Annotated in this window: 16 protein-coding genes and 1 tRNA gene; 14 read left to right on the forward strand and 3 right to left on the reverse strand. The window is 57.9% G+C overall.

What is annotated here, in order from left to right:
- Positions 1–128: 128 nt before the first annotated feature.
- From G5137_RS00645 to G5137_RS00655, 3 genes are all read right to left on the reverse strand, one after another.
- Positions 129–527 carry a hypothetical protein gene (locus tag G5137_RS00645; protein WP_005345263.1) on the reverse strand — a complete coding sequence of 133 codons (399 nt, stop codon included), beginning with the start codon at positions 525–527 and terminating at the stop codon, positions 129–131.
- 96 nt (positions 528–623) lie between these two features.
- Positions 624–2,768, reverse strand: coding sequence for a formate dehydrogenase subunit alpha (fdhF, locus tag G5137_RS00650; protein WP_421254738.1), 2,145 nt, complete (start codon positions 2,766–2,768; stop codon positions 624–626).
- A 46-nt stretch (positions 2,769–2,814) separates the two neighbouring features.
- Entirely contained in the window at positions 2,815–3,414 is a 600-nt protein-coding gene (locus tag G5137_RS00655; RefSeq protein WP_040065709.1) for a 4Fe-4S binding protein, read from the reverse strand.
- A 91-nt stretch (positions 3,415–3,505) separates the two neighbouring features.
- Between G5137_RS00655 and G5137_RS00660 the strand changes: the two genes are divergently transcribed.
- From G5137_RS00660 to selA, 14 genes are all read left to right on the forward strand, one after another.
- Positions 3,506–3,718 carry a hypothetical protein gene (locus G5137_RS00660; RefSeq protein WP_421254739.1) on the forward strand — a complete coding sequence of 71 codons (213 nt, stop codon included), beginning with the start codon at positions 3,506–3,508 and terminating at the stop codon, positions 3,716–3,718.
- 231 nt (positions 3,719–3,949) lie between these two features.
- Positions 3,950–4,648, forward strand: coding sequence for a hypothetical protein (locus G5137_RS00665; RefSeq protein ID WP_323928218.1), 699 nt, complete (start codon positions 3,950–3,952; stop codon positions 4,646–4,648).
- A gap of 181 nt (positions 4,649–4,829) precedes the next feature.
- Entirely contained in the window at positions 4,830–5,744 is a 915-nt protein-coding gene (locus tag G5137_RS00670) for a hypothetical protein (RefSeq protein WP_421254740.1), read from the forward strand.
- A 533-nt stretch (positions 5,745–6,277) separates the two neighbouring features.
- Positions 6,278–8,146, forward strand: coding sequence for a low affinity potassium transporter Kup (kup, locus tag G5137_RS00675; RefSeq protein ID WP_013723794.1), 1,869 nt, complete (start codon positions 6,278–6,280; stop codon positions 8,144–8,146).
- Positions 8,147–8,743: 597 nt separating this feature from the next.
- Entirely contained in the window at positions 8,744–9,409 is a 666-nt protein-coding gene (locus G5137_RS00680) for a 4Fe-4S dicluster domain-containing protein (RefSeq protein ID WP_421254741.1), read from the forward strand.
- Positions 9,409–11,280, forward strand: a complete 1,872-nt coding sequence (hyfB, locus tag G5137_RS00685) for a hydrogenase 4 subunit B (protein ID WP_421254742.1) — start codon at positions 9,409–9,411, stop codon at positions 11,278–11,280. The genes G5137_RS00680 and hyfB overlap by 1 nt, the downstream gene beginning before the upstream one ends.
- A 1-nt stretch (position 11,281) precedes the next feature.
- Complete coding sequence (locus G5137_RS00690) at positions 11,282–12,235, forward strand: respiratory chain complex I subunit 1 family protein (RefSeq protein ID WP_005345231.1); 954 nt, start codon at positions 11,282–11,284, stop codon at positions 12,233–12,235.
- A gap of 80 nt (positions 12,236–12,315) precedes the next feature.
- Positions 12,316–14,034: an NADH-quinone oxidoreductase subunit C gene (locus tag G5137_RS00695; RefSeq protein WP_421254743.1), complete on the forward strand. Its 1,719-nt coding sequence runs from the start codon at positions 12,316–12,318 to the stop codon at positions 14,032–14,034.
- Between the two features lie 9 nt (positions 14,035–14,043).
- Positions 14,044–14,601 carry a formate hydrogenlyase complex iron-sulfur subunit gene (locus G5137_RS00700; protein WP_005351513.1) on the forward strand — a complete coding sequence of 186 codons (558 nt, stop codon included), beginning with the start codon at positions 14,044–14,046 and terminating at the stop codon, positions 14,599–14,601.
- Complete coding sequence (locus tag G5137_RS00705) at positions 14,601–15,416, forward strand: NADH-quinone oxidoreductase subunit B family protein (protein WP_005333324.1); 816 nt, start codon at positions 14,601–14,603, stop codon at positions 15,414–15,416. Before G5137_RS00700 ends, G5137_RS00705 begins: the two co-directional genes overlap by 1 nt.
- Entirely contained in the window at positions 15,409–15,822 is a 414-nt protein-coding gene (locus G5137_RS00710) for a formate hydrogenlyase maturation HycH family protein (RefSeq protein WP_201942036.1), read from the forward strand. The genes G5137_RS00705 and G5137_RS00710 overlap by 8 nt, the downstream gene beginning before the upstream one ends.
- Positions 15,822–16,313 (forward strand): hydrogenase maturation peptidase HycI, encoded by a 492-nt coding sequence (hycI, locus tag G5137_RS00715; protein ID WP_201942033.1) that lies wholly within the window; start codon positions 15,822–15,824, stop codon positions 16,311–16,313. The genes G5137_RS00710 and hycI overlap by 1 nt, the downstream gene beginning before the upstream one ends.
- 213 nt (positions 16,314–16,526) lie before the next feature.
- Positions 16,527–16,618: transfer RNA gene (locus tag G5137_RS00720), tRNA-Sec, on the forward strand.
- 314 nt (positions 16,619–16,932) lie between these two features.
- Positions 16,933–18,411: an L-seryl-tRNA(Sec) selenium transferase gene (selA, locus tag G5137_RS00725; protein WP_421254744.1), complete on the forward strand. Its 1,479-nt coding sequence runs from the start codon at positions 16,933–16,935 to the stop codon at positions 18,409–18,411.

Genomic DNA, 18,411 nt, shown 5'->3' on the forward strand with positions numbered 1-18,411 from the left:
TTCTTGATCTCAATTAAGGCGCCTGAAAAGTGGGCCGCCGTCAACTGTCAGATCTGCCTCTCCTCTTCGCTGGCTGCTTCACTGGCTGCGGGTTTCGAGATGGCGTTTGCTGCCCATCCATCGGCAGTTTATGAGGTGATGATCCGGCTGTGGCAGCACTTCAGGCCACCGAAGATAAAGAGGGCCGACAGGCTCTGGAAGGCCATCAGCAGCCAGCTGGCGTTGTCGGCAAGCTCGGCGGTGACGCTCTGATGCGTGAGGTAGACCAGCAGGGTGATCACCCCCAGCAGCAGACAGTTGATCAAGGTGGTGGAGATAAACCCGATCAGCCAGGCACTGGAAATACTCAAGGCAGAAAATACGCTGCCCATGGCGAGCCGTGCCGCCATAAAACAGCCGAAAAAACCGAAGCCGAGCAGAAATATCATCTCGTCGCGCCAAATATAGCAACCTATTCCCAGCAATATCGCCGCCAGATAGGTGCCAATATAGAAAAGTCCGAATAAGCGACCAATTTCATGTTGCATCATTTACACCCCTTTCTTTGGGTAATAAAAGGGTGCCCGACTCGATAAATCCGAGTCGGGTTCCCTTATTTGTGCAGAACCTCTTTTTTAGGGCGATCAGCCTTTGGCTGCGCTGCGCAATTTCGCCTTGAGCGCGCTGTATTCAGTCTGGACGTACACTTCCGCCTCAGGCTGATTGTCGATGCGCTCGATCTTCACCGCGCAGTACTTGTACTCCGGCGTGTGGGAGACGGGATCGACGTGCTCGATGGTGAGCTCGTTGCAGGCCCCGATCCACCACTGGTAGGTCATATAGACCACCCCGGCGTTGACCCGCTCGTTGTAGTTGGCGCGGGTGATCACCTTGCCACGGCGCGACGAGATCCAGACCAGCGCCTGATCCTTCACCCCGAGCTTTTTGGCATCGCTCGGGTGGATCTGCACATAGCCAGGCTCATCGGCCAGGGTCTGCAGCGCCGAGCAGTTGCCGGTCATGGAGCGGCAGGAGTAGTGACCCACCTCGCGCACGGTGGAGAGCACCAGCGGGTACTCGGCACAGGGCTGCTCCAGCGGCGGCCGCCACTCGGAGGCAATCAGCTGACCCTTGCCGCTCGGGGTGGTGAACACATTCCCCTCGAACAAAGTGCTGGTGCCCGGGTGATCCTCGGTCGGGCAAGGCCACTGCACGCTCTTGAGATCGGCCATCTTGTCGTAGCTGACCCCGGCATAGAGCGGGCAGAGCGCACGCATCTCGTCCCAGATCTGTTCGGTGTTGTGGTACTCCATGGGATAGCCCATGGCGGTCGCCATCAGCGAAAAAATGGCCCAGTCCGGTTTGACGTTCTCGGGGGGCGTCACCGCCTTGTAGAAGCGCTGGAAGCCGCGATCCGCCGAGCTGTAGACCCCTTCATGCTCGCCCCAGCTGGTGGCGGGCAGAATGACGTCGGCCATCTCGGCGGTCTGGGTCATGAAGATATCCTGCACAATCACCAGCTCCATCCCCGCCAGAGTGCGGCGGAATTGACCGAGATCTGCCTCGGTCTGGGCCGGGTCTTCACCGAAGATGTAGAAGGCCTTGCACTTGCCCTCCTCCACCTTGTGGCCAAGCTCGGTCAGGCGATAGCCGGGCTTTTGGGAGAGTGACTCCACGCCCCACGCCTTGGCGAACTTGGCGCTGATGGCGGGATCGGCCACCGACTGATAACCCGGGAACTGGTGCGGCAGCATCCCCATGTCACAGGTGCCCTGCACGTTGTTCTGACCGCGCACCGGCCCGCAACCGGTGCCGCGACGACCGAAGTTGCCGGTCAGCAGCGCCAGACCCGCAAGCCCCTTGACCACGTCCACCGCCTGACCGTACTGGGTCACTCCCATGCCCCACAGGATCATGGAAGCTGGCGACTCGGCATAGGTGCGAATGGCGGCGCGGATATCGGCGGCTTTCAGGCCAGTGATCCCCTCGACATATTCCGGGGTGTACTTGGCCACCGTCGCCTTGAAGGTCTCGAACCCTTCGGTGTAGTTGGCGACAAATGCCTTGTTGTAAAGCCCTTCATTGATCAACACGTTGGCGAAGGCGTTAACCAGCGCCATGTTGGAACCGTTTTTGAGCGGCAGCCACTGATCGGCGATACGGGCGGTTTCCACCATGCGGGGATCACACACAATCACCTTGGCCCCGTTTGCCTTCGCCTTGAGGATATGGCGGGCGACGATGGGGTGAGAGTCAGCAGCGTTGTAACCAAACACCAGCAGGCACTTGGTCTCTTGAATTTCGGGAATGGCGTTGCTCATGGCGCCGTTGCCTACAGTTGTCTCCAGACCGGAGACTGAGGGTGCGTGTCACACCCTCGCGCAGTGGTCGACGTTGTTCGTCCCAATCACCGCACGGGCAAATTTCTGCATCACATAGTTGGCTTCATTGCCGGGGCCACGGGCAGAGCCGGTGGTCATGATGGCGTCCGGGCCATATTTCGCCTTGATGGCAGAGAGACGGCTGCTGGCGAACTCGATCGCCTCATCCCAGGAGACAGCCTCGAACTTGCCACCGCGCTCGCGGCGGATCATCGGGCTCTTGAGACGGGGGGTCAGCAGGTTGGTGTCGTTCAAGAAATCCCAACCGTAATAGCCCTTGAGGCAGAGCTGCCCCTCGTTGGTCCGGCCGTTGGCGCCTTCGGCCCCCACCACCTTGTCGTTTTCAACCAGCAGGTTGATTTTGCAACCGGTGCCGCAATAGGGGCACACGGTAATGACTTTTTTCATGACTCACACTCTTGTTTGTTAACGAAAAACGGCTCGGCAAGCCCGCTCACACCCGCGCCGGCATCGCCAGCAGTGCCTCGGCACTGGCCAGCTGCTTCTGCCGGTTCAGGGTTTCAAGATGCTCCGGCGTGACCAACCGCAGCGCCTGGGTCGGACACACCTCGACACAGGCCGGGCCCGCCTCGCGGTGACGGCAGAGATCGCACTTGAGCGCCTGCGCCTTGGTCTGCGGACGCTTGAAGAGCGAATCGGCAGCGGGTGCCACCTCTTTGAGCACCACCGCCATGGCGCCGTAAGGACAGGCCACCACGCAGGACTTGCAGCCGATGCAGCGCTCCTGCAACACCTTGACGCAACCATCCTCGCTGACGATGGCATTGTTCGGGCAGGCCATGGCGCACGGCTTGTCTTCACACTGGCGGCAGAGCACCGGCGTGGTCACCTTGCTGCCCACGATCACCTTCAGGCGCGGCTGAAAGTAGCTGTCCTTGGAGACCAGATGTCCATCCTCGATGGCAAGATGCAGGCCGCCCTCCCGCTCAAGGGTCCCGCTGCAAGACCCTGACTGGTGTGAAACGGCGCAGGCCACCTCACAGGTACGACACCCAATACAGAGACTGGGATCTGCAATCACGAAGCTGTTCATAGAGAGGGATCCTAAATGGTTCGTTACACCGGGCCGCCCGCCGACAGGCAAAGAGGCGGCCAGCCCCCCACAAAGCATTTATCAGACCAAAATGGGAGAATGGCGCGATAAAAATTTACAAGCAACTGAAAATAAAGGATTAATCAAAAATAAGAACGTGCTGAATGCCACCCCTGACGAGGGTGACGACGGGGTGGGAAGTGTGATCGACACGACAAAAGTGACGAGCTCGACACCGGCGGATCAAGGTGTATCACCCTGCCTTTCAGCACAAACGGACAAACAACAACCAATCAATGAGTAATTTATTGATCTTGTGCATATTTTACCCCGTTTTACCTTTTCATCAGCTATTCGATTGGATATCATCTCTAGTCAGGAATATGACAGCCAACGTAGTTGATAAATTAATTAGCCAAAGTGATAGGCTTCACCATTTTTACTCAAGGCATTTTATAAATATAAATTTAACCACACTAGATATAATTAATACACTTTACTTATTAAAAAATAAGCTCCATGTTAAGGATTCGCTATGGCCCCTATCGAAAATGTAACTCTTTTTTCAGAAATCAGAAGCTGGCTAGAAGTGCTATATTTTGCTAGCGGCCTAGTTGTGATGGTATTAATTGGGTTAGGATTAAGGCAACTTAAATTAGCCAAAGATCAAATTTCTCTTGCAAAAAATCAAATTGAGACAAGTAAAGATATTTTTAAAACACAATCTAAAAGAGCGGCAGTAGAAGCCGCAGTTGTTGAATGTCGTCGATTCGCAGAAACCATTGTGCTGGATTCTATTGCTTTAGATAAATACTGCACTCAAAATGGCATAACTTATTTTGATGATGTTATACTTACCAGAACTGAGAATGGATTTAAAATTAATGCTAAAAACGTGAAAAAAGAAGACGTTGATAAAATGGTAGGTGCCGAAGAAATACTTAATAGATATATGAATGGGCTTGAAGCTTACGCATTATTTTTCTTAAGTGGTGTCGCAGATGAAAACATCGCATTCCATTCAAATGCAAAAACATTTATCAAGTTTGCTGAAAAAGCATTTAAATTAATACCATGTTGTGAAATTGAAGATGATGATATAGAGCCTATAAAAGCTTTATATTTTATGTGGAGCAGTAAATATGAAACGAAACAATTGAAAATTAAAAAGAAAGAAATCGAGAGAAAACTCTCAGAACACAAAGAAACAACTATAAAATCAATAGGAACATAACAAGATCTTTAAATATAAATATGAGGGTGACTAGTGCCATTAGACGCAGTTAGTCTAGCATCGCATCTCTGCTCTTATGTTTTTATTTAATGGTGCAATTCACTTCGTTTATTGCACCCTACGACTATTGATTTTTCCTGTGCCGGCTCATTAAGGGAAACGTTAGATTCATGGAGGATAAATGACATCTCGGGAACTACTTGAAAAAGCCGTACACAGAAGCGCTATTATTCATCAGCCTCATGCGCTAAAAGCCTATTTATCGACTCAATATCTTGCTGCACACCTTGGACAATCGGAAGCCTTGTGGCAACAAACCGCCAAATTGATTGCCAAGGATGGATTACAGGTTTCAACGGTACTTACCGATAGTGTGGAGCATATCGCTTTTTCCGATGTGCGCAGGCATCGCATTCTGGCACGTGGTATCTATCCCGCAGCCTACCAAGCTATTTCCCAATGGCATGCCGAGTACGGCTTTCACGATATCTTTGAATTCTATATCGCCAAGGCAGCCAATAAGCCCGAATATTTATCCCATAACGTCACCATTTTGCTTGCGCTTAATGAGGTATACAGCGCCCTTCCTCCCGAGTGGGTACCTGCATTTTTAAATCGGGTCACGGATTTTGTCACTGCTACCTTCCCTAATGAAGAAAATAGAGAATGCTGTGAGGTGATCACAACCGGACAGCCGGCAACATTAGAGGATGTATTGCATTCCTGTTTGCAGCAGCCCGGCTTTTTTGGCCATAACCTGATCACTTTGGCCTGGATAGTTCGCTGCAAAAACTCGTTATCTGATGCTCAATATAATGCCATGCTAAGCAACCTCTATTTACAAGCCGTCGAGCCCCTTGAAGACCCTGATGACGAACTGGATTTAAACTTGTGGAACTCCTGCGCCACCCATAATGATATTGATGGGTTCAAAGAACAAATATGGTCGTTGGTTTTTGACACCTGCTTTAATCTGCATCAGATTACCTTGGCTGATGCCCTCAGCCTCTTACAGCAGCAATACCCTGAGCATACAGCTGAATTAATAAGGGTGGCCAAGTATCACACCAGAAAATGTGCTGAAATGAGTTCATAAAAATATCACTGTAGGGTGCAATAAGCGTAGTGCATTGCACCTCTTGCTTCTTTCAATATTTGGTGCAATTCACTTCGTTCATTGCACCCTACATTTTCCCCGCCCAAATAAAGACTCTATTGCTACCCAACACCCTCCCCTTTGCCATCCTGCAAGCAATTAATTAGCGATTATTTTATCGTTTATTTATCATCCATTTTGGAAAAAGATTTTAGCCAAACCACTTCGCTAGATAAAACAAACAGTTGCCTGCATTGTCGCGGCCTATTTCAATCGCCGGATAATTAATTCTCTTACTCAAATTGAACTTTTGATTGTTTATAACTGAGCATAGTCCCGCAAAGTGTGTGTCATTATAAGCTTAATGACAGATGAACAGACTGTGTTCCATGACAAGCAGATCACTATTCCGTTAGCGCCCTTTCCCATCGCAATCCATTAATTCTCTCCCGATTAAATATCACGACTCTCCTGGTAGGTCGGGCAGCTGTGCGTTGGCAAACGTGTAAACATCAAACTGACAAGATGAACTCATGAACTGTGATAAACAACAAGCCACTCCCGGCGTTATGCTGGCGGCGATTGGCGTAGTCTATGGCGATATCGGCACCAGCCCGCTCTATACCTTGCGCGAGTGCCTGTCAGGTCAATTCGGGTTCGGCGTCGAGCCGGCCTCCATTCTCGGCTTTCTCTCGCTGATCTTCTGGCTGCTGATCCTGGTGGTGTCGGTCAAGTACCTCTCCTTTGTGATGCGGGCCGACAACGCCGGCGAGGGTGGCATTCTCACCCTGATGTCGCTGGCGACCCGCAACGCCTCCACCCGCTGGACGCCGCTGCTGATCATCCTCGGCCTGATTGGCGGCAGCTTCTTCTATGGTGAGGTGGTGATCACCCCGGCGATGTCGGTGATGTCAGCCATCGAGGGTCTGAGCATTCTCACCCCCGCCCTCGACCCCTATATCGTCACTCTCTCGGTGCTGGTGCTGACCCTGCTGTTTGCCATCCAGAAACATGGTACCGCCATGGTGGGCAAGCTGTTTGCCCCCATCATGCTGATCTGGTTTATGACGCTGGCGGTGCTGGGGCTGCGCGGCATCATCCATAACCCCGAGGTGCTGGGTGCACTCAACCCCATCTGGGCGGTGCGCTTCTTTGTCCAGTACCAGACCACCTCCTTCTTTGCCCTCGGCGCCGTGGTGCTGGCCATCACAGGGGTGGAGGCGCTCTACGCGGATATGGGCCACTTTGGCAAAAATCCCATTCGCCTCGCCTGGTTTATCGTGGTGCTGCCCTCGCTGGTGCTCAACTACTTCGGTCAGGGGGCGCTGCTGCTAAGCAACCCCGCCGCTATTGCCAACCCCTTCTTCCTGCTCGCGCCGAAATGGGCGCTGGTGCCGCTGCTGCTCTTGGCAACCATGGCGACGGTCATCGCCTCGCAGGCGGTGATCTCCGGGGTCTTTTCGCTGACCCGTCAGGCGGTGCGGCTCGGTTATCTCTCCCCCATTCGCATCGTTCACACCTCCGAGCAGGAGTCCGGCCAGATCTATATTCCGGTCATCAACTGGATGCTCTATATCTCGGTGGTGATCGTCATCATGAGCTTCGAGCACTCCAGCAATCTGGCGGCGGCCTACGGCATCGCGGTGACCGGCACCATGGTGCTCACCTCGATCCTCTCCTGCTCGGTGGCCAAGAACAGCTGGCACTGGAACAAGTATCTGGTGGCCATCCTGTTTGCCGCGCTGCTCTGTATCGACGTGCCGCTGTTTGCCGCCAACCTCGCCAAGATCTTCTCCGGCGGCTGGCTGCCGCTCACTCTGGGCGCGGTGATGTTCACCGTGATGACCAGCTGGAAGAGCGAGCGTTTCCAGCTTATTCGTCGCCTGAACGAGCACGGCAACTCCCTTGAGCCGATGATCGCCTCGCTGGAAAAATCCCCGCCGACCCGGGTGGCCGGCACTGCGGTCTATATGTCGCGGGTGGTCAATGTGATCCCCCATGCGCTGCTGCACAACCTCAAGCACAACAAGGTGCTGCACGAGCGGATCATCCTGCTCACCCTGCGGGTGGAGGATGTGCCCTACGTCCACAATGTGCGCCGGGTCTGCATCGAGCAGCTCTCCCCCACCTTCTGGCGGGTGGTGGCAAGCTACGGCTGGCGCGAGACCCCGAACGTGGAGGAGATCTTCCACCGCTGCAACGCCGAGGGGCTGAGCTGCCGGATGATGGAGACCTCGTTCTTTATGGCCCACGAGTCGCTCATCATGAAAGACCGCCCCTGGTATCTCTATCTGCGCGGCAAGCTCTTTATGCTGCTGCAGCGCAACGCCCTGCGGGCGCCAGATCAGTTCGAGATCCCGCCCAACCGGGTTATCGAACTGGGCTCGCAGGTGGATATCTGATGGCGTGTTGATGGCCTCTTAAAGGCATAGAAAACCTCAGCAAGTAGAGAGGGAGGCATGGGCCTCCCTCTCTTGTTTCCGTTAACTCAGTTACCGGCCCCCTCATCCCCAACCCTTCTCCCGCGAGGGGAGAAGGGGGCAAACCACATAGCCCCCCACAGACATCCCACCGTAGGGTGCAACAAGCGCAGCGCCGTGCACCGCGAACATATGGCTGACCTCCCCCCTCATCCCCAGCCCTTCTCCCGCAAGGGGAGAAGGGAGCAAACCACATCGCCCCCTCAGACATCCCACCGTAGGGTGCAACAAGCGCAGCGCCGTGCACCGCGAACATATTTGATAGCGGTGCAATTCACTGCGTTCTTTGCACCCTGCTTATGCTGCGTTTTCCAAGGTGACGAACCCTCCCGATGGCTTCGTCACAAGTGACGAACGTCACAGTTCGACAGCCGTATCAGCGCTTCGCCCCAACCACATCAAGATTTTTATTCATTTAAAAACAGCCACTTAAAACCAATTTCTCTGCAAGAACCATTCTGGCCCGTATCTTGCCAACCTGCCCCTACTTTCTCCGTTCGCGACACGACAAGGTAGGCTATGAACCGCTTCGTTATCGCTGACCCCAAGCTTTGTATCGGCTGTGGCACCTGTATGGCGGCCTGCAGTGAAGTACACAAGGCGCAAGGTTTGCAGCAAGCCCCCCGTTTAACCGTTATGCGACACGAGCAGGCGACCATGCCGGTTCAGTGCCGTCACTGTGACGATGCCCCCTGCATCAAGGTGTGCCCGGTCGAGGCCATTCGCCAGACCGGCGATTGCGTGCAACTCAACGAGTCGCTCTGCATCGGCTGCAATCTCTGCGCCGTGGCCTGCCCCTTTGGTGCCATCCAGAGCGGTGGCAGCCGTCCGGTGGCCGTGGCCACCAGTTACGACACCTATATCCCCTGCTCCATCCGCTCCAGCAACCCCTCCACCTCTGCCGGCCTGCGCTGCTTTGGCGAGGATCTGCTGAGCTGGGAGCCGGGGGTGCGCAGCATCGCGGTCAAGTGCGACCTGTGCGAGTTTCGCGCCGACGGCCCGGCCTGTGTCGGTGCCTGCCCCTCCCAGGCACTGAAGCTGGTCAATGACGGCGACACCGAACGCGCTGCCCGTATCCGTCGCCAGCAAGCGGCCGACACCAACCCGCAAGGGGCCTCTGCCTTCTCGGCGCCTGCCACGGCGATCCCTGCCTCCGATTTATCCACCACAAAGGGAGCTCGCTGATGTTGTCCCCCCTTGTAATGGCCACGCTCCTGCTCTTTTTGCTGGGCGCTGCCGCCGGTTTGCTGCTGCAAAAGCTGCCCGCACTGGCCAACCGTCTCAACAGCGGCTTTGCCCTGTTGGGCTCACTCGCGGGTCTGGTCGCCGCCATCCAGATCTTTGCCCAAGGCACCCCCGTCGACGGCCAGCTCTGGCTGCTGGGCTCGGTGCACCTCGACATGCTGGCCGCGCTGATGCTGCTGGTGATTAGCACCGTCGGCGTCGCCGTCGCCCTCTACTCCTTTGCCTATATCCGCGAATATCAGGGCAAGGGGGATGTGGCCATCGGCGCGCTGATGAACCTCTTCCTCTTTGCCATGGTGGGCATGGTACTGGCCGACAATGCGCTCGGTTTCTTGCTCTGCTACGAGCTGGTGACCCTCACCACCTACTGGCTGGTCAAGACCAACCCCGAGGCCGCCAAACAGAGCCGCCTCTATCTGGTGATGAACCATATCGGCATGGCTCTGGTGCTGATCGCCTTCTGGCTGCTCTGCCGCGAAAGCGGCTCGCTGGAGTTCGCCGCGCTGCGCGAGCACCATCTGGCGGGCGCCCTGGCATCCCTGGTGTTTCTGCTCAGCTTCTGCGGCTTTGGCCTGCGCGCCGGTTTCGTGCCGCTGCACGGCTGGCTGCCGGTGGCCGAGCCCGTTGCCCCCTCCCATATCTCGGCGCTGATGTCCGGCGTGATGGTAAAGCTGGGTCTCTTTGGCATCTTGCGGGTCAGCATCGATTTTCTCGGCGCCAGCCAGCTCTGGTGGGGCTATGTGGTGCTGATCTTCGGTGCCTGCTCGGCAGTGCTCGGGGTGCTGTTTGCGCTGGCCGAGCACGACCTCAAGCGGCTGCTCGCCTACCACACGGTGGAGAACATCGGCATCATTCTGATGGGGATGGGGATCGGCATGATCGGCATCGCCAACCAGCAGCCGGCGCTGGTGGTGCTGGGGCTGCTCGGCGCCCTCTATCACCTGCTCAACCACGCAATCTTCAAGAGCCTGCTCTTTATGGGTACCGGCTCTGTGATGTTCCGCCTGCACACCCGTGACATGGACAAGATGGGGGGGCTGGCCAAGCTGATGCCCTGGACTGCGCTGGCGTTCCTCATCGGCGCCATGGCCATCTCGGCGCTGCCGCCGCTCAACGGCTTTGTCAGCGAGTGGTTTATCTACCAATCCCTGCTCTCCATGACCAAACTCGGCACCTCTGTCGTTGCGCCGCTCGCGGTAGTGATGCTGGCGGTGACCGGCGCCATGGCGGTGATGTGTTTCGTCAAGGTGTATGGCATCTGCTTCTGCGGTGCACCGCGCAGCGAACACGCGAGCCACGCCCGCGAAGTACCGGGGGCCATGGTGGCAGGCACCCTGCTGCTAGCTGCGGTCTGTCTGGTGCTGGGTCTGGGCGCCCCCTGGATTGCCCCCCATATCGCCAGCTATGGTCAGGCACTCGTTGCCAGCCAGATGAGTGTCGCCACCGGCGCCACCCTGCTGCCACTCGATAGCAGCCAGGCGATCCTCTCCCCGCCCGTTATCGCCATCACCTTGCTGGGTCTGTTCCTCATCCCGTTGCTGGTACTGGCCATCTTCAAGGGCCCCAAGCTCGGTCGTCGTCACGCCGGCACCCCGTGGGCCTGTGGTTACGCCTATGAGGAGCGCATGAGCCTCACCTCTGGCGGTGTCACCCACACCTTGCGCCAACTCTGCGCGCCGCTCTATCGCAAGCAGCCGCAGCTCGATCTGGCCACCGCCCTGCACGGGGTGAGCGATACCAGCGGAATGACCGGCTGGCTGCTGCACGCCATTGTGCTGGCGCTCTTTATCCTGATGGCTGTAGGAGTCTGATATGCCTGTTCTTGAAATGCCGAGCTGGGGCATGGTTGCCCTCGCCCTGACCCAGGCCATCGCCATGCTGGCGCTGGCGCCGCTCGCCACCGGTTTCAACCGGGTGCTGCGGGCCAAGATGCACTCCCGTCAGGGGCCGGGCCTGCTGCAGGATTACCGGGATATCGCCAAGCTCCTGCGCCGTCAGGAGGTGACCCCCGAGCCTGCCGGCATCATCTTCAACCTGATGCCTGCGCTGCTCATCGCCGCCCTCTTGCTGGTGGGGATGGCGCTGCCGACCCTGACTCACGAGTCCCCCTTCCCCATCGCCGGGGATCTCATCACCGATATCTATCTGTTCGCCATCTTCCGCTTCTTCTTCTCCCTCTCGGGGCTCGACAGCGGCAGCATGTTTGCAGGGATCGGTGCCCGCCGCGAGCTGACCCTCGGCATTCTGGTGGAGCCCATTCTGGTGCTCGCCTGCTTCATCATGGCGATGATGGTGGGCAGCTCGGATCTGGGCAATATCAGCAGCTATGTGGCGACCCAGCCACTGGCCGCCCCCATCGCTACCCTCTTGGCGGGTGCCGCCTGCGCCTTCGCGGTGTTTGTCGAGATGGGCAAGCTGCCCTTTGACTGCGCCGAAGCCGAGCAGGAGTTGCAGGAGGGGCCGCTTACCGAGTACTCCGGTGCGGGCCTGGCCTTGCTCAAGCTCTCCATCGGCCTCAAGCAGCTGGTAGTGGTGCAGCTCTTTCTGGTGATTTTCCTCCCCTTCGGCAAGGCGGCCAACTGGAGTCTGCCTGCGCTCATCGGCGCGGCGCTGATCCTCGCCTGCAAGCTGCTGGTGGCCTTTTTGCTGGCCGGCATCATCGAAAACGCCATGGCCCGTACCCAGTTCGTGCGCACCCACAAGCTCACCCGCTACGGCTTGGGGCTGGCCCTGCTGGCGCTGCTCGCCTATCTGGTCGGGATCTGAATCATGCCCGCCAGCACAGCAACTTTTTCCGATTTCATCATTTGTGAATGCTCATTCCCGAACATTAAAGTGAGAACTGCATGACCATCGCCATTTCGGATCGCATCGGCTGCGACTACATCCAGCAGGTGCGAGCACAACTGCCCCACGCCATCATCGACGAGGAGTGGCAAACCGCCGATCAGGCCACCATTACCGTCAAACCCACCAGTCTGGTCGAGACCGCCAGCCTGATCTTCCATCAGCTGGGGGGCTGGCTTCCGCTCTCCTTTGCCAATGACGAGCGCAGCCTAAACGGCCACTTCGCCGTCTACCACGTCTTCTCCATGGAGGGCGACACCAAGTGCTGGATCACCGTCAAGGTGCTGGTGGATGCCGATACCCAGGAGTACCCCTCCATCACCCCGACCATTCCGGCGGCGGTGTGGGGCGAGCGGGAGATCCGCGACATGTATGGCCTGCGCGCCATCGGTCTGCCGGATGAGCGCCGTCTGGTGCTGCCGGACGACTGGCCGGAGGATATCCACCCCCTGCGCAAGGACGCCATGGATTATCGCCAGCGCCCGATGCCCACCACCGACACCGAGACCTACCCCTTCGTCAATGAGCTCGGCAGTGATGCCAACCGCATCGTGCCGGTCGGCCCGCTGCACATCACCTCGGATGAACCGGGCCACTTTCGTCTGTTCGTCGATGGGGAAGACATCATCGATGCCGACTACCGCCTCTTCTATGTCCATCGCGGCATGGAAAAACTGGCAGAAACCCGCATGGGCTACAACGAAGTGGCCTTCCTGACCGATCGGGTCTGCGGCATCTGCGGCTTTACCCACAGCGTCGCCTACACCACCTCGGTGGAGAACGCCATGGGTATTCCGGTGCCGGAGCGGGCCAAGATGATCCGCGCCGTGCTGCTGGAGGTGGAGCGCCTGCACAGCCATATCCTCAACATCGGCCTGTCGAGCCACTTCACCGGTTTCGACACCGGCTTCATGCAGTTCTTCCGGGTACGGGAAAAATCCATGACCCTGGCCGAGCTGCTGACCGGCGCGCGCAAGACCTACGGTCTCAACCTGATTGGCGGGGTACGCCGCGACATCTTCAAGGAAGATCGCATCAAGGGTGCCCAGCTGGTGCGCGAACTCCGCGATGAGCTCAAACCCCTGGTGGCCATGCTGCTGGATACCGCCAACATCTCCTCCCGCCTCATCGGTATCGGCAAGCTAGACCCGCAGATTGCCCGCGATTTCAGCTGCGTTGGCCCCATGGTGCGGGCGAGCGGCTTCAAGCGCGATGTGCGCCGGGTCCACGACTTTGCCGGTTACCGCGAGCTGCCGATGGAGATCCAGACCAAGGCGGGTTGCGATGTGCAATCCCGGGTACTGGTGCGCATCCACGAGCTCTACGACTCCCTCGACATGATTGAGTTTGGCCTGGAGCACCTGCCGGAAGGGCCGCTTTTGACCGAAGGGTTCACCTACCAGCCGGGCAAGTTTGCGCTGGGCTTTACCGAAGCGCCCCGCGGCGAGAACGTCCACTGGAGCATGACGGGAGATAACCAGAAGCTGTTCCGCTGGCGCTGCCGCGCCGCCACCTACGCCAACTGGCCCGCCCTGCGCTACATGCTGCGCGGCAATACCGTGGCGGACGCGCCGCTCATCATCGGCAGTCTGGATCCCTGCTACTCCTGTACCGACCGGGTCACCCTGGTCGACCCCAAGAAGGGCAAATCCACCGTGGTCTCCTACAAGGAGATCGAGCGCTACGGCATCGATCGCAAACACTCTCCGCTGAAATAAGGGGTCATCATGATCAAGCTGTTCAAGACCATTCTCAAGGCTGGCACCCCGACCGCCAAGTACCCCTTCGCCCCTATTGATGTGAACCGGGATTTTCGCGGCAAACCGAAATATCAGGCGGATCAGTGCATCGCTTGCGCCGCCTGCACCAAGGCCTGCCCGGCCAATGCGCTGGTGATGGAAGTGGACATGGAGACCGGCGAACGGCGCTGGGAGATCTCCATGGCGCGCTGCATCTTCTGCGGCCGCTGCGAAGAGGTCTGCCCGACCCGCGCCATCGCCCTCTCCCCCGAGTTCGAACTGGCGGTGACCAACAAGGCGGATCTCTATGAGGAGGCCCGCTTCGCGCTGGCCCCCTGCACCCTGTGCGGCACCTACTTTGCCCCGAGCAAGCTGGTGGCGCTGGTGGAGGACACTCTCAAGCAGGCGGGCACGCCGCTGGCCACCCCGGAGCGGCTGCACCACTGCCCCGACTGCAAACGAAAACAGAGCATGCTGAGCCAGCCTGACTCGGCCCTGATCACACCGATAGCCACACCGATGGCCGCACAAAAGGAGTGGATGTGATGAGCAAGATCAAAGGCATAGAACCGGTTGTCGGCCATGCCCATACCCGCGCCGTGCCGCTGGCACAGGATCCCGAGATCACCAAACTCAAGAAGACCCTGCTCAAGGACATTCGCCGCTCGGCCTATGTCTACCGGGTCGATTGCGGCGGCTGCAACGCCTGCGAGATCGAGATCTTCGCCACCATCACCCCACTGTTTGATGCCGAGCGTTTCGGCATCAAGGTGGTCGCCTCCCCCCGCCACGCCGACATCCTGCTCTTTACCGGCGCGGTGACCCGGGCGATGCGGGTTCCGGCCCTGCGCGCCTACGAGGCGGCGCCCGATCCCAAGATCTGCATCGCCTACGGCGCCTGCGGCTGTGACGGCGGCATCTTCCACGACCTCTACTGCGTCTGGGGCGGCACCGACAAGATCGTGCCGGTAGATGTCTATATCCCGGGCTGCCCCCCCACACCGGCGGCTACCATCTATGGCTTTGCGGTGGCGCTCGGCCTGCTTGAGCAAAAACTCAAAGCCACCAGCCACGAGGTGCAACCGGGTGAACGGGTCGAACTGCGCCACACCGGCATCCCCAATGAAATCCGGGTGATGATCGAGCGCGAAGCGCGCCGCATGGCCGGTTACCGGCAGGGGCGGATCATCGCCGACGAGTTTATGGCCCTGCTCGAAGGGGCGACCCAGCAGGATGTGGATCTGCGCATCCAGAGCTACCTCGATCAGCACGACGATCCGCGCCTCTCGGAGATCGTCAACAACCTCGCAAATGCCTGCCTCAACCGGGCGGCCGGCAAGGGAGAGGCGGTGCATGGCTGACGAGGTTTTCTTCTATCGCCTCTCGCGCAAGTTCGTCGACGAGCAGTTCGACGTGCCGGAAGAGGCAAAGGAGGTGATGTACTACAGCCTCGCCATCGGCCATCACCTCGGCATCGTCGATTGCCTGCGAGCAGACCTGGTCTGCTCGCTGACCGGTTATCGCGACTGGGTAGCCAAGCTGCCAGAGGGGAGCGAAGCGCGCTGCAAGATGGAGGGGTTTCTCACCTTTGGCGAGATCACCATCTATCGCGAGCACTGCCATATGCTGGCCTGCGCCTTCGACCGACTGCGCAAAGCCGACAATCTGCTCGATGAGCAGGAGCTGGGCTGGACCAATACCTTTATGGATCAGCTCACCGCCCTCTTTAACGACCCCCATATGTACCTAATGGTAAGGAGCCGCTGATGGGCTGCAATCTCGTGTTGACCGTGGGCAATGCCATGATGGGGGACGACGGTGCCGGCCCCTATCTCGCCGACAAGCTGCAAGCCGCCCCCCTGCCCGGCTGGATCCATATCGACGGCGGCATCGCGCCGGAAAATGTGGTCTACAAGGTGCGGGAGCTGCAACCGGAGCGAGTGGTGCTGGTGGATGCCGCCGAGATGGGCGAGAAGGCGGGTACCCTGCAGGTGATCCCCCCCGAGACCATCGCCGAGATGTTTATCTTCTCAACCCACAATATGCCGCTCAATTTTTTGATCGACGAGCTCAAGACCTTTGTCCCCGAGGTGATCTTTGTCGGGGTACAACCGGCCATCGTGGCGTTCTCTTTCCCGATGACCGAGATGGTGAGTGAAGCGATGGATTATCTTTATCAGCATCTTGATGCCGCCAGGGATACCGGTCTGTTAATAGATAAACTGGATCAGTGGAATATTGCCAACGCCAAGCGGTGATTATTTATCGAGTTGTTAACGACCGTTATTGACCGACGATTTCGGCAATGTGATCGAGGCCCGATGTTAAATTAAAAACATCGGGCTAATTGTGCTGAACTTGATATAAAACAAGGTTCTTTTATTTTTTCAAAAAATCGCTAACTCTCGATTTTTTATGACAAAAAAAGCGTTGCCAGTCACAGAAATTTGCCACAAAATGGCGACCGTTACGGAAGTTGATGGGGTCTGGTGGCCTCCTCGGTCTTCAAAACCGATGTGAGCCGAGAAGGCTTTGGCAGGTTCGATTCCTGCCTCTTCCGCCAAATTTATCTATTGAACAAATACTCTCCCGCTGAATTTTTCGGCCTGAATGTTATTTCCATTGTTTGTTCAATATGTTTGAAGTAATACCTTAAAAAAGGTGCTTGCCGCTTGCCAATATAATCCGAACTCAGGTTATCTCGCTGGCCAAAAATTAATTTATCAGCATCGATGCAGCATTAATTTATACCCGCTCATTGATGCCCCCAGTTTGCAATCATCCGCAAATCGCCAGCAGTGCCATAACCCGTCAGCTCGGCCTCTCTATCGGCAAACCGGTGCGCATCCCGAACCCACGCACTGCACTGGTAATCCCATGCCGAACTCGTCTCACGCGCCAGCCATCCCCCATCGCCAGCCCGCATCAGGTACGGCTGCCGACGATTCACAGCCAGATTCTCAGCAACAGCCCGGCCAGCAACAAACGCGCCGCTTGCCGCAAGTGGAACAGCTGCTGCAACAACCTTTTCTCGTCGGGTTTATCGAGGCGCTGAGCCGCCCGCTGGTGACTCAGGCGGTGCGCGACACCCTGAGCGAGCTGCGCCAGAGCGAAGATTTTCGCCAGCATGGCGTCGCCCCCGAGCAGATCGAGGCGCTGATTGCCAAACGCTGCCAACAGCAGTTGCGCCAGCGTCAAACCCGGGTGATCAACGCAACCGGCACCCTGGTGCATACCAATTTGGGGCGTTCGCCGTTAAGTGCCGATCTGTGGGACGAGGTGCGGGATCTAAACACCGGCTACAACAATCTGGAGCTGGATCTCGCCACCGGCAAGCGCGGCGGGCGCAAGGGGCTGATCGCCCCCCTGCTCCGTTGCCTCACCCAGGCCGAGGATTCGCTGGTGGTCAACAACAACGCCGCTTCGCTCTTTTTGCTGCTACAGGAGGTGGCCAAGGGGCGCGAGGTGATCGTCTCCCGCGGCGAACAGATCCAGATTGGCGGCGGCTTTCGCATTCCCGACATTCTGGCCCTCTCCGGCGCCAAACTGGTGGAGGTGGGCACCACCAATATCACCACCGCCAAAGATTACCTCGATGCCATCACCGATCAGACCGCGCTGGTGCTGATGGTGCACAGATCCAATTTCGCCATTCGCGGCTTTACCGAATCCCCCGATATCGGCGAGGTGGCCCGCGCCCTGCCCGAACATGTAGTGCTGGCGGTGGATCAGGGCTCCGGCTTGACCACCGAAGAGTTTGCGCCAGATGAAACCTCGGTGCGCCAGTACATCAAGGCGGGGGCGGATCTGGTCTGCTACTCAGGCGACAAGCTCTTGGGGGGGCCGCAATCGGGCATCATCAGTGGCCGCAGCGACCTTATCAAGCGGCTGGAAAAACACCCCATGATGCGTACCTTCCGCCCGAGCCGCATCGTCTACTCCCTGCTCGAACGGCTGCTCATCCACAAGCTCAACAAATCTCCCATCGGCGAGGGTATTGCCCAGCGCACCTTGAGCAACCCTGCCGCCATGCAGGCCCGCGCAGATCAGCTGATGGCCGCCCTGCCCGGCTCCTTTGTGCCGGTTCCCGCCCAGCTGGTGGTGGGCGGCGGCACATTGCCGGACGAGTTCTACCCGGCCCCTGCGCTCGAATGCACCGACCCGCGCCCGGCCCAGCAGCTGCTCGACGCCCTGCGCGAACTCCCCGTCCCTGTCATCGCCACCGTGCGCCAGCAGAAGGTGCTGCTCAATATGGCGACCCTGCTGCCGACCGAGATGGAGCTGTTGATCGCCCAACTCAGGGAGTTGCTGCTGCCCGCCCCGTTCAATGCAACAAATGCGACCGAGGAGCCCTGA

The organism is Aeromonas sp. 600282 (assembly GCF_049175755.1).
GTDB classification, from domain to species: domain Bacteria; phylum Pseudomonadota; class Gammaproteobacteria; order Enterobacterales; family Aeromonadaceae; genus Aeromonas; species Aeromonas veronii_A.

Coding starts and splice junctions, on each gene's coding strand:
- G5137_RS00645 (WP_005345263.1), bottom strand. CDS start 527: ATGCAACATGAAATTGGTCGCTTATTCGGACTTTTCTATATTGGCACC.
- G5137_RS00655 (WP_040065709.1), bottom strand. CDS start 3,414: ATGAACAGCTTCGTGATTGCAGATCCCAGTCTCTGTATTGGGTGTCGT.
- G5137_RS00660 (WP_421254739.1), top strand. CDS start 3,506: ATGGGAGAATGGCGCGATAAAAATTTACAAGCAACTGAAAATAAAGGA.
- G5137_RS00665 (WP_323928218.1), top strand. CDS start 3,950: ATGGCCCCTATCGAAAATGTAACTCTTTTTTCAGAAATCAGAAGCTGG.
- G5137_RS00670 (WP_421254740.1), top strand. CDS start 4,830: ATGACATCTCGGGAACTACTTGAAAAAGCCGTACACAGAAGCGCTATT.
- kup (WP_013723794.1), top strand. CDS start 6,278: ATGAACTGTGATAAACAACAAGCCACTCCCGGCGTTATGCTGGCGGCG.
- G5137_RS00680 (WP_421254741.1), top strand. CDS start 8,744: ATGAACCGCTTCGTTATCGCTGACCCCAAGCTTTGTATCGGCTGTGGC.
- hyfB (WP_421254742.1), top strand. CDS start 9,409: ATGTTGTCCCCCCTTGTAATGGCCACGCTCCTGCTCTTTTTGCTGGGC.
- G5137_RS00690 (WP_005345231.1), top strand. CDS start 11,282: ATGCCTGTTCTTGAAATGCCGAGCTGGGGCATGGTTGCCCTCGCCCTG.
- G5137_RS00695 (WP_421254743.1), top strand. CDS start 12,316: ATGACCATCGCCATTTCGGATCGCATCGGCTGCGACTACATCCAGCAG.
- G5137_RS00700 (WP_005351513.1), top strand. CDS start 14,044: ATGATCAAGCTGTTCAAGACCATTCTCAAGGCTGGCACCCCGACCGCC.
- G5137_RS00705 (WP_005333324.1), top strand. CDS start 14,601: ATGAGCAAGATCAAAGGCATAGAACCGGTTGTCGGCCATGCCCATACC.
- G5137_RS00710 (WP_201942036.1), top strand. CDS start 15,409: ATGGCTGACGAGGTTTTCTTCTATCGCCTCTCGCGCAAGTTCGTCGAC.
- hycI (WP_201942033.1), top strand. CDS start 15,822: ATGGGCTGCAATCTCGTGTTGACCGTGGGCAATGCCATGATGGGGGAC.
- selA (WP_421254744.1), top strand. CDS start 16,933: ATGCCGAACTCGTCTCACGCGCCAGCCATCCCCCATCGCCAGCCCGCA.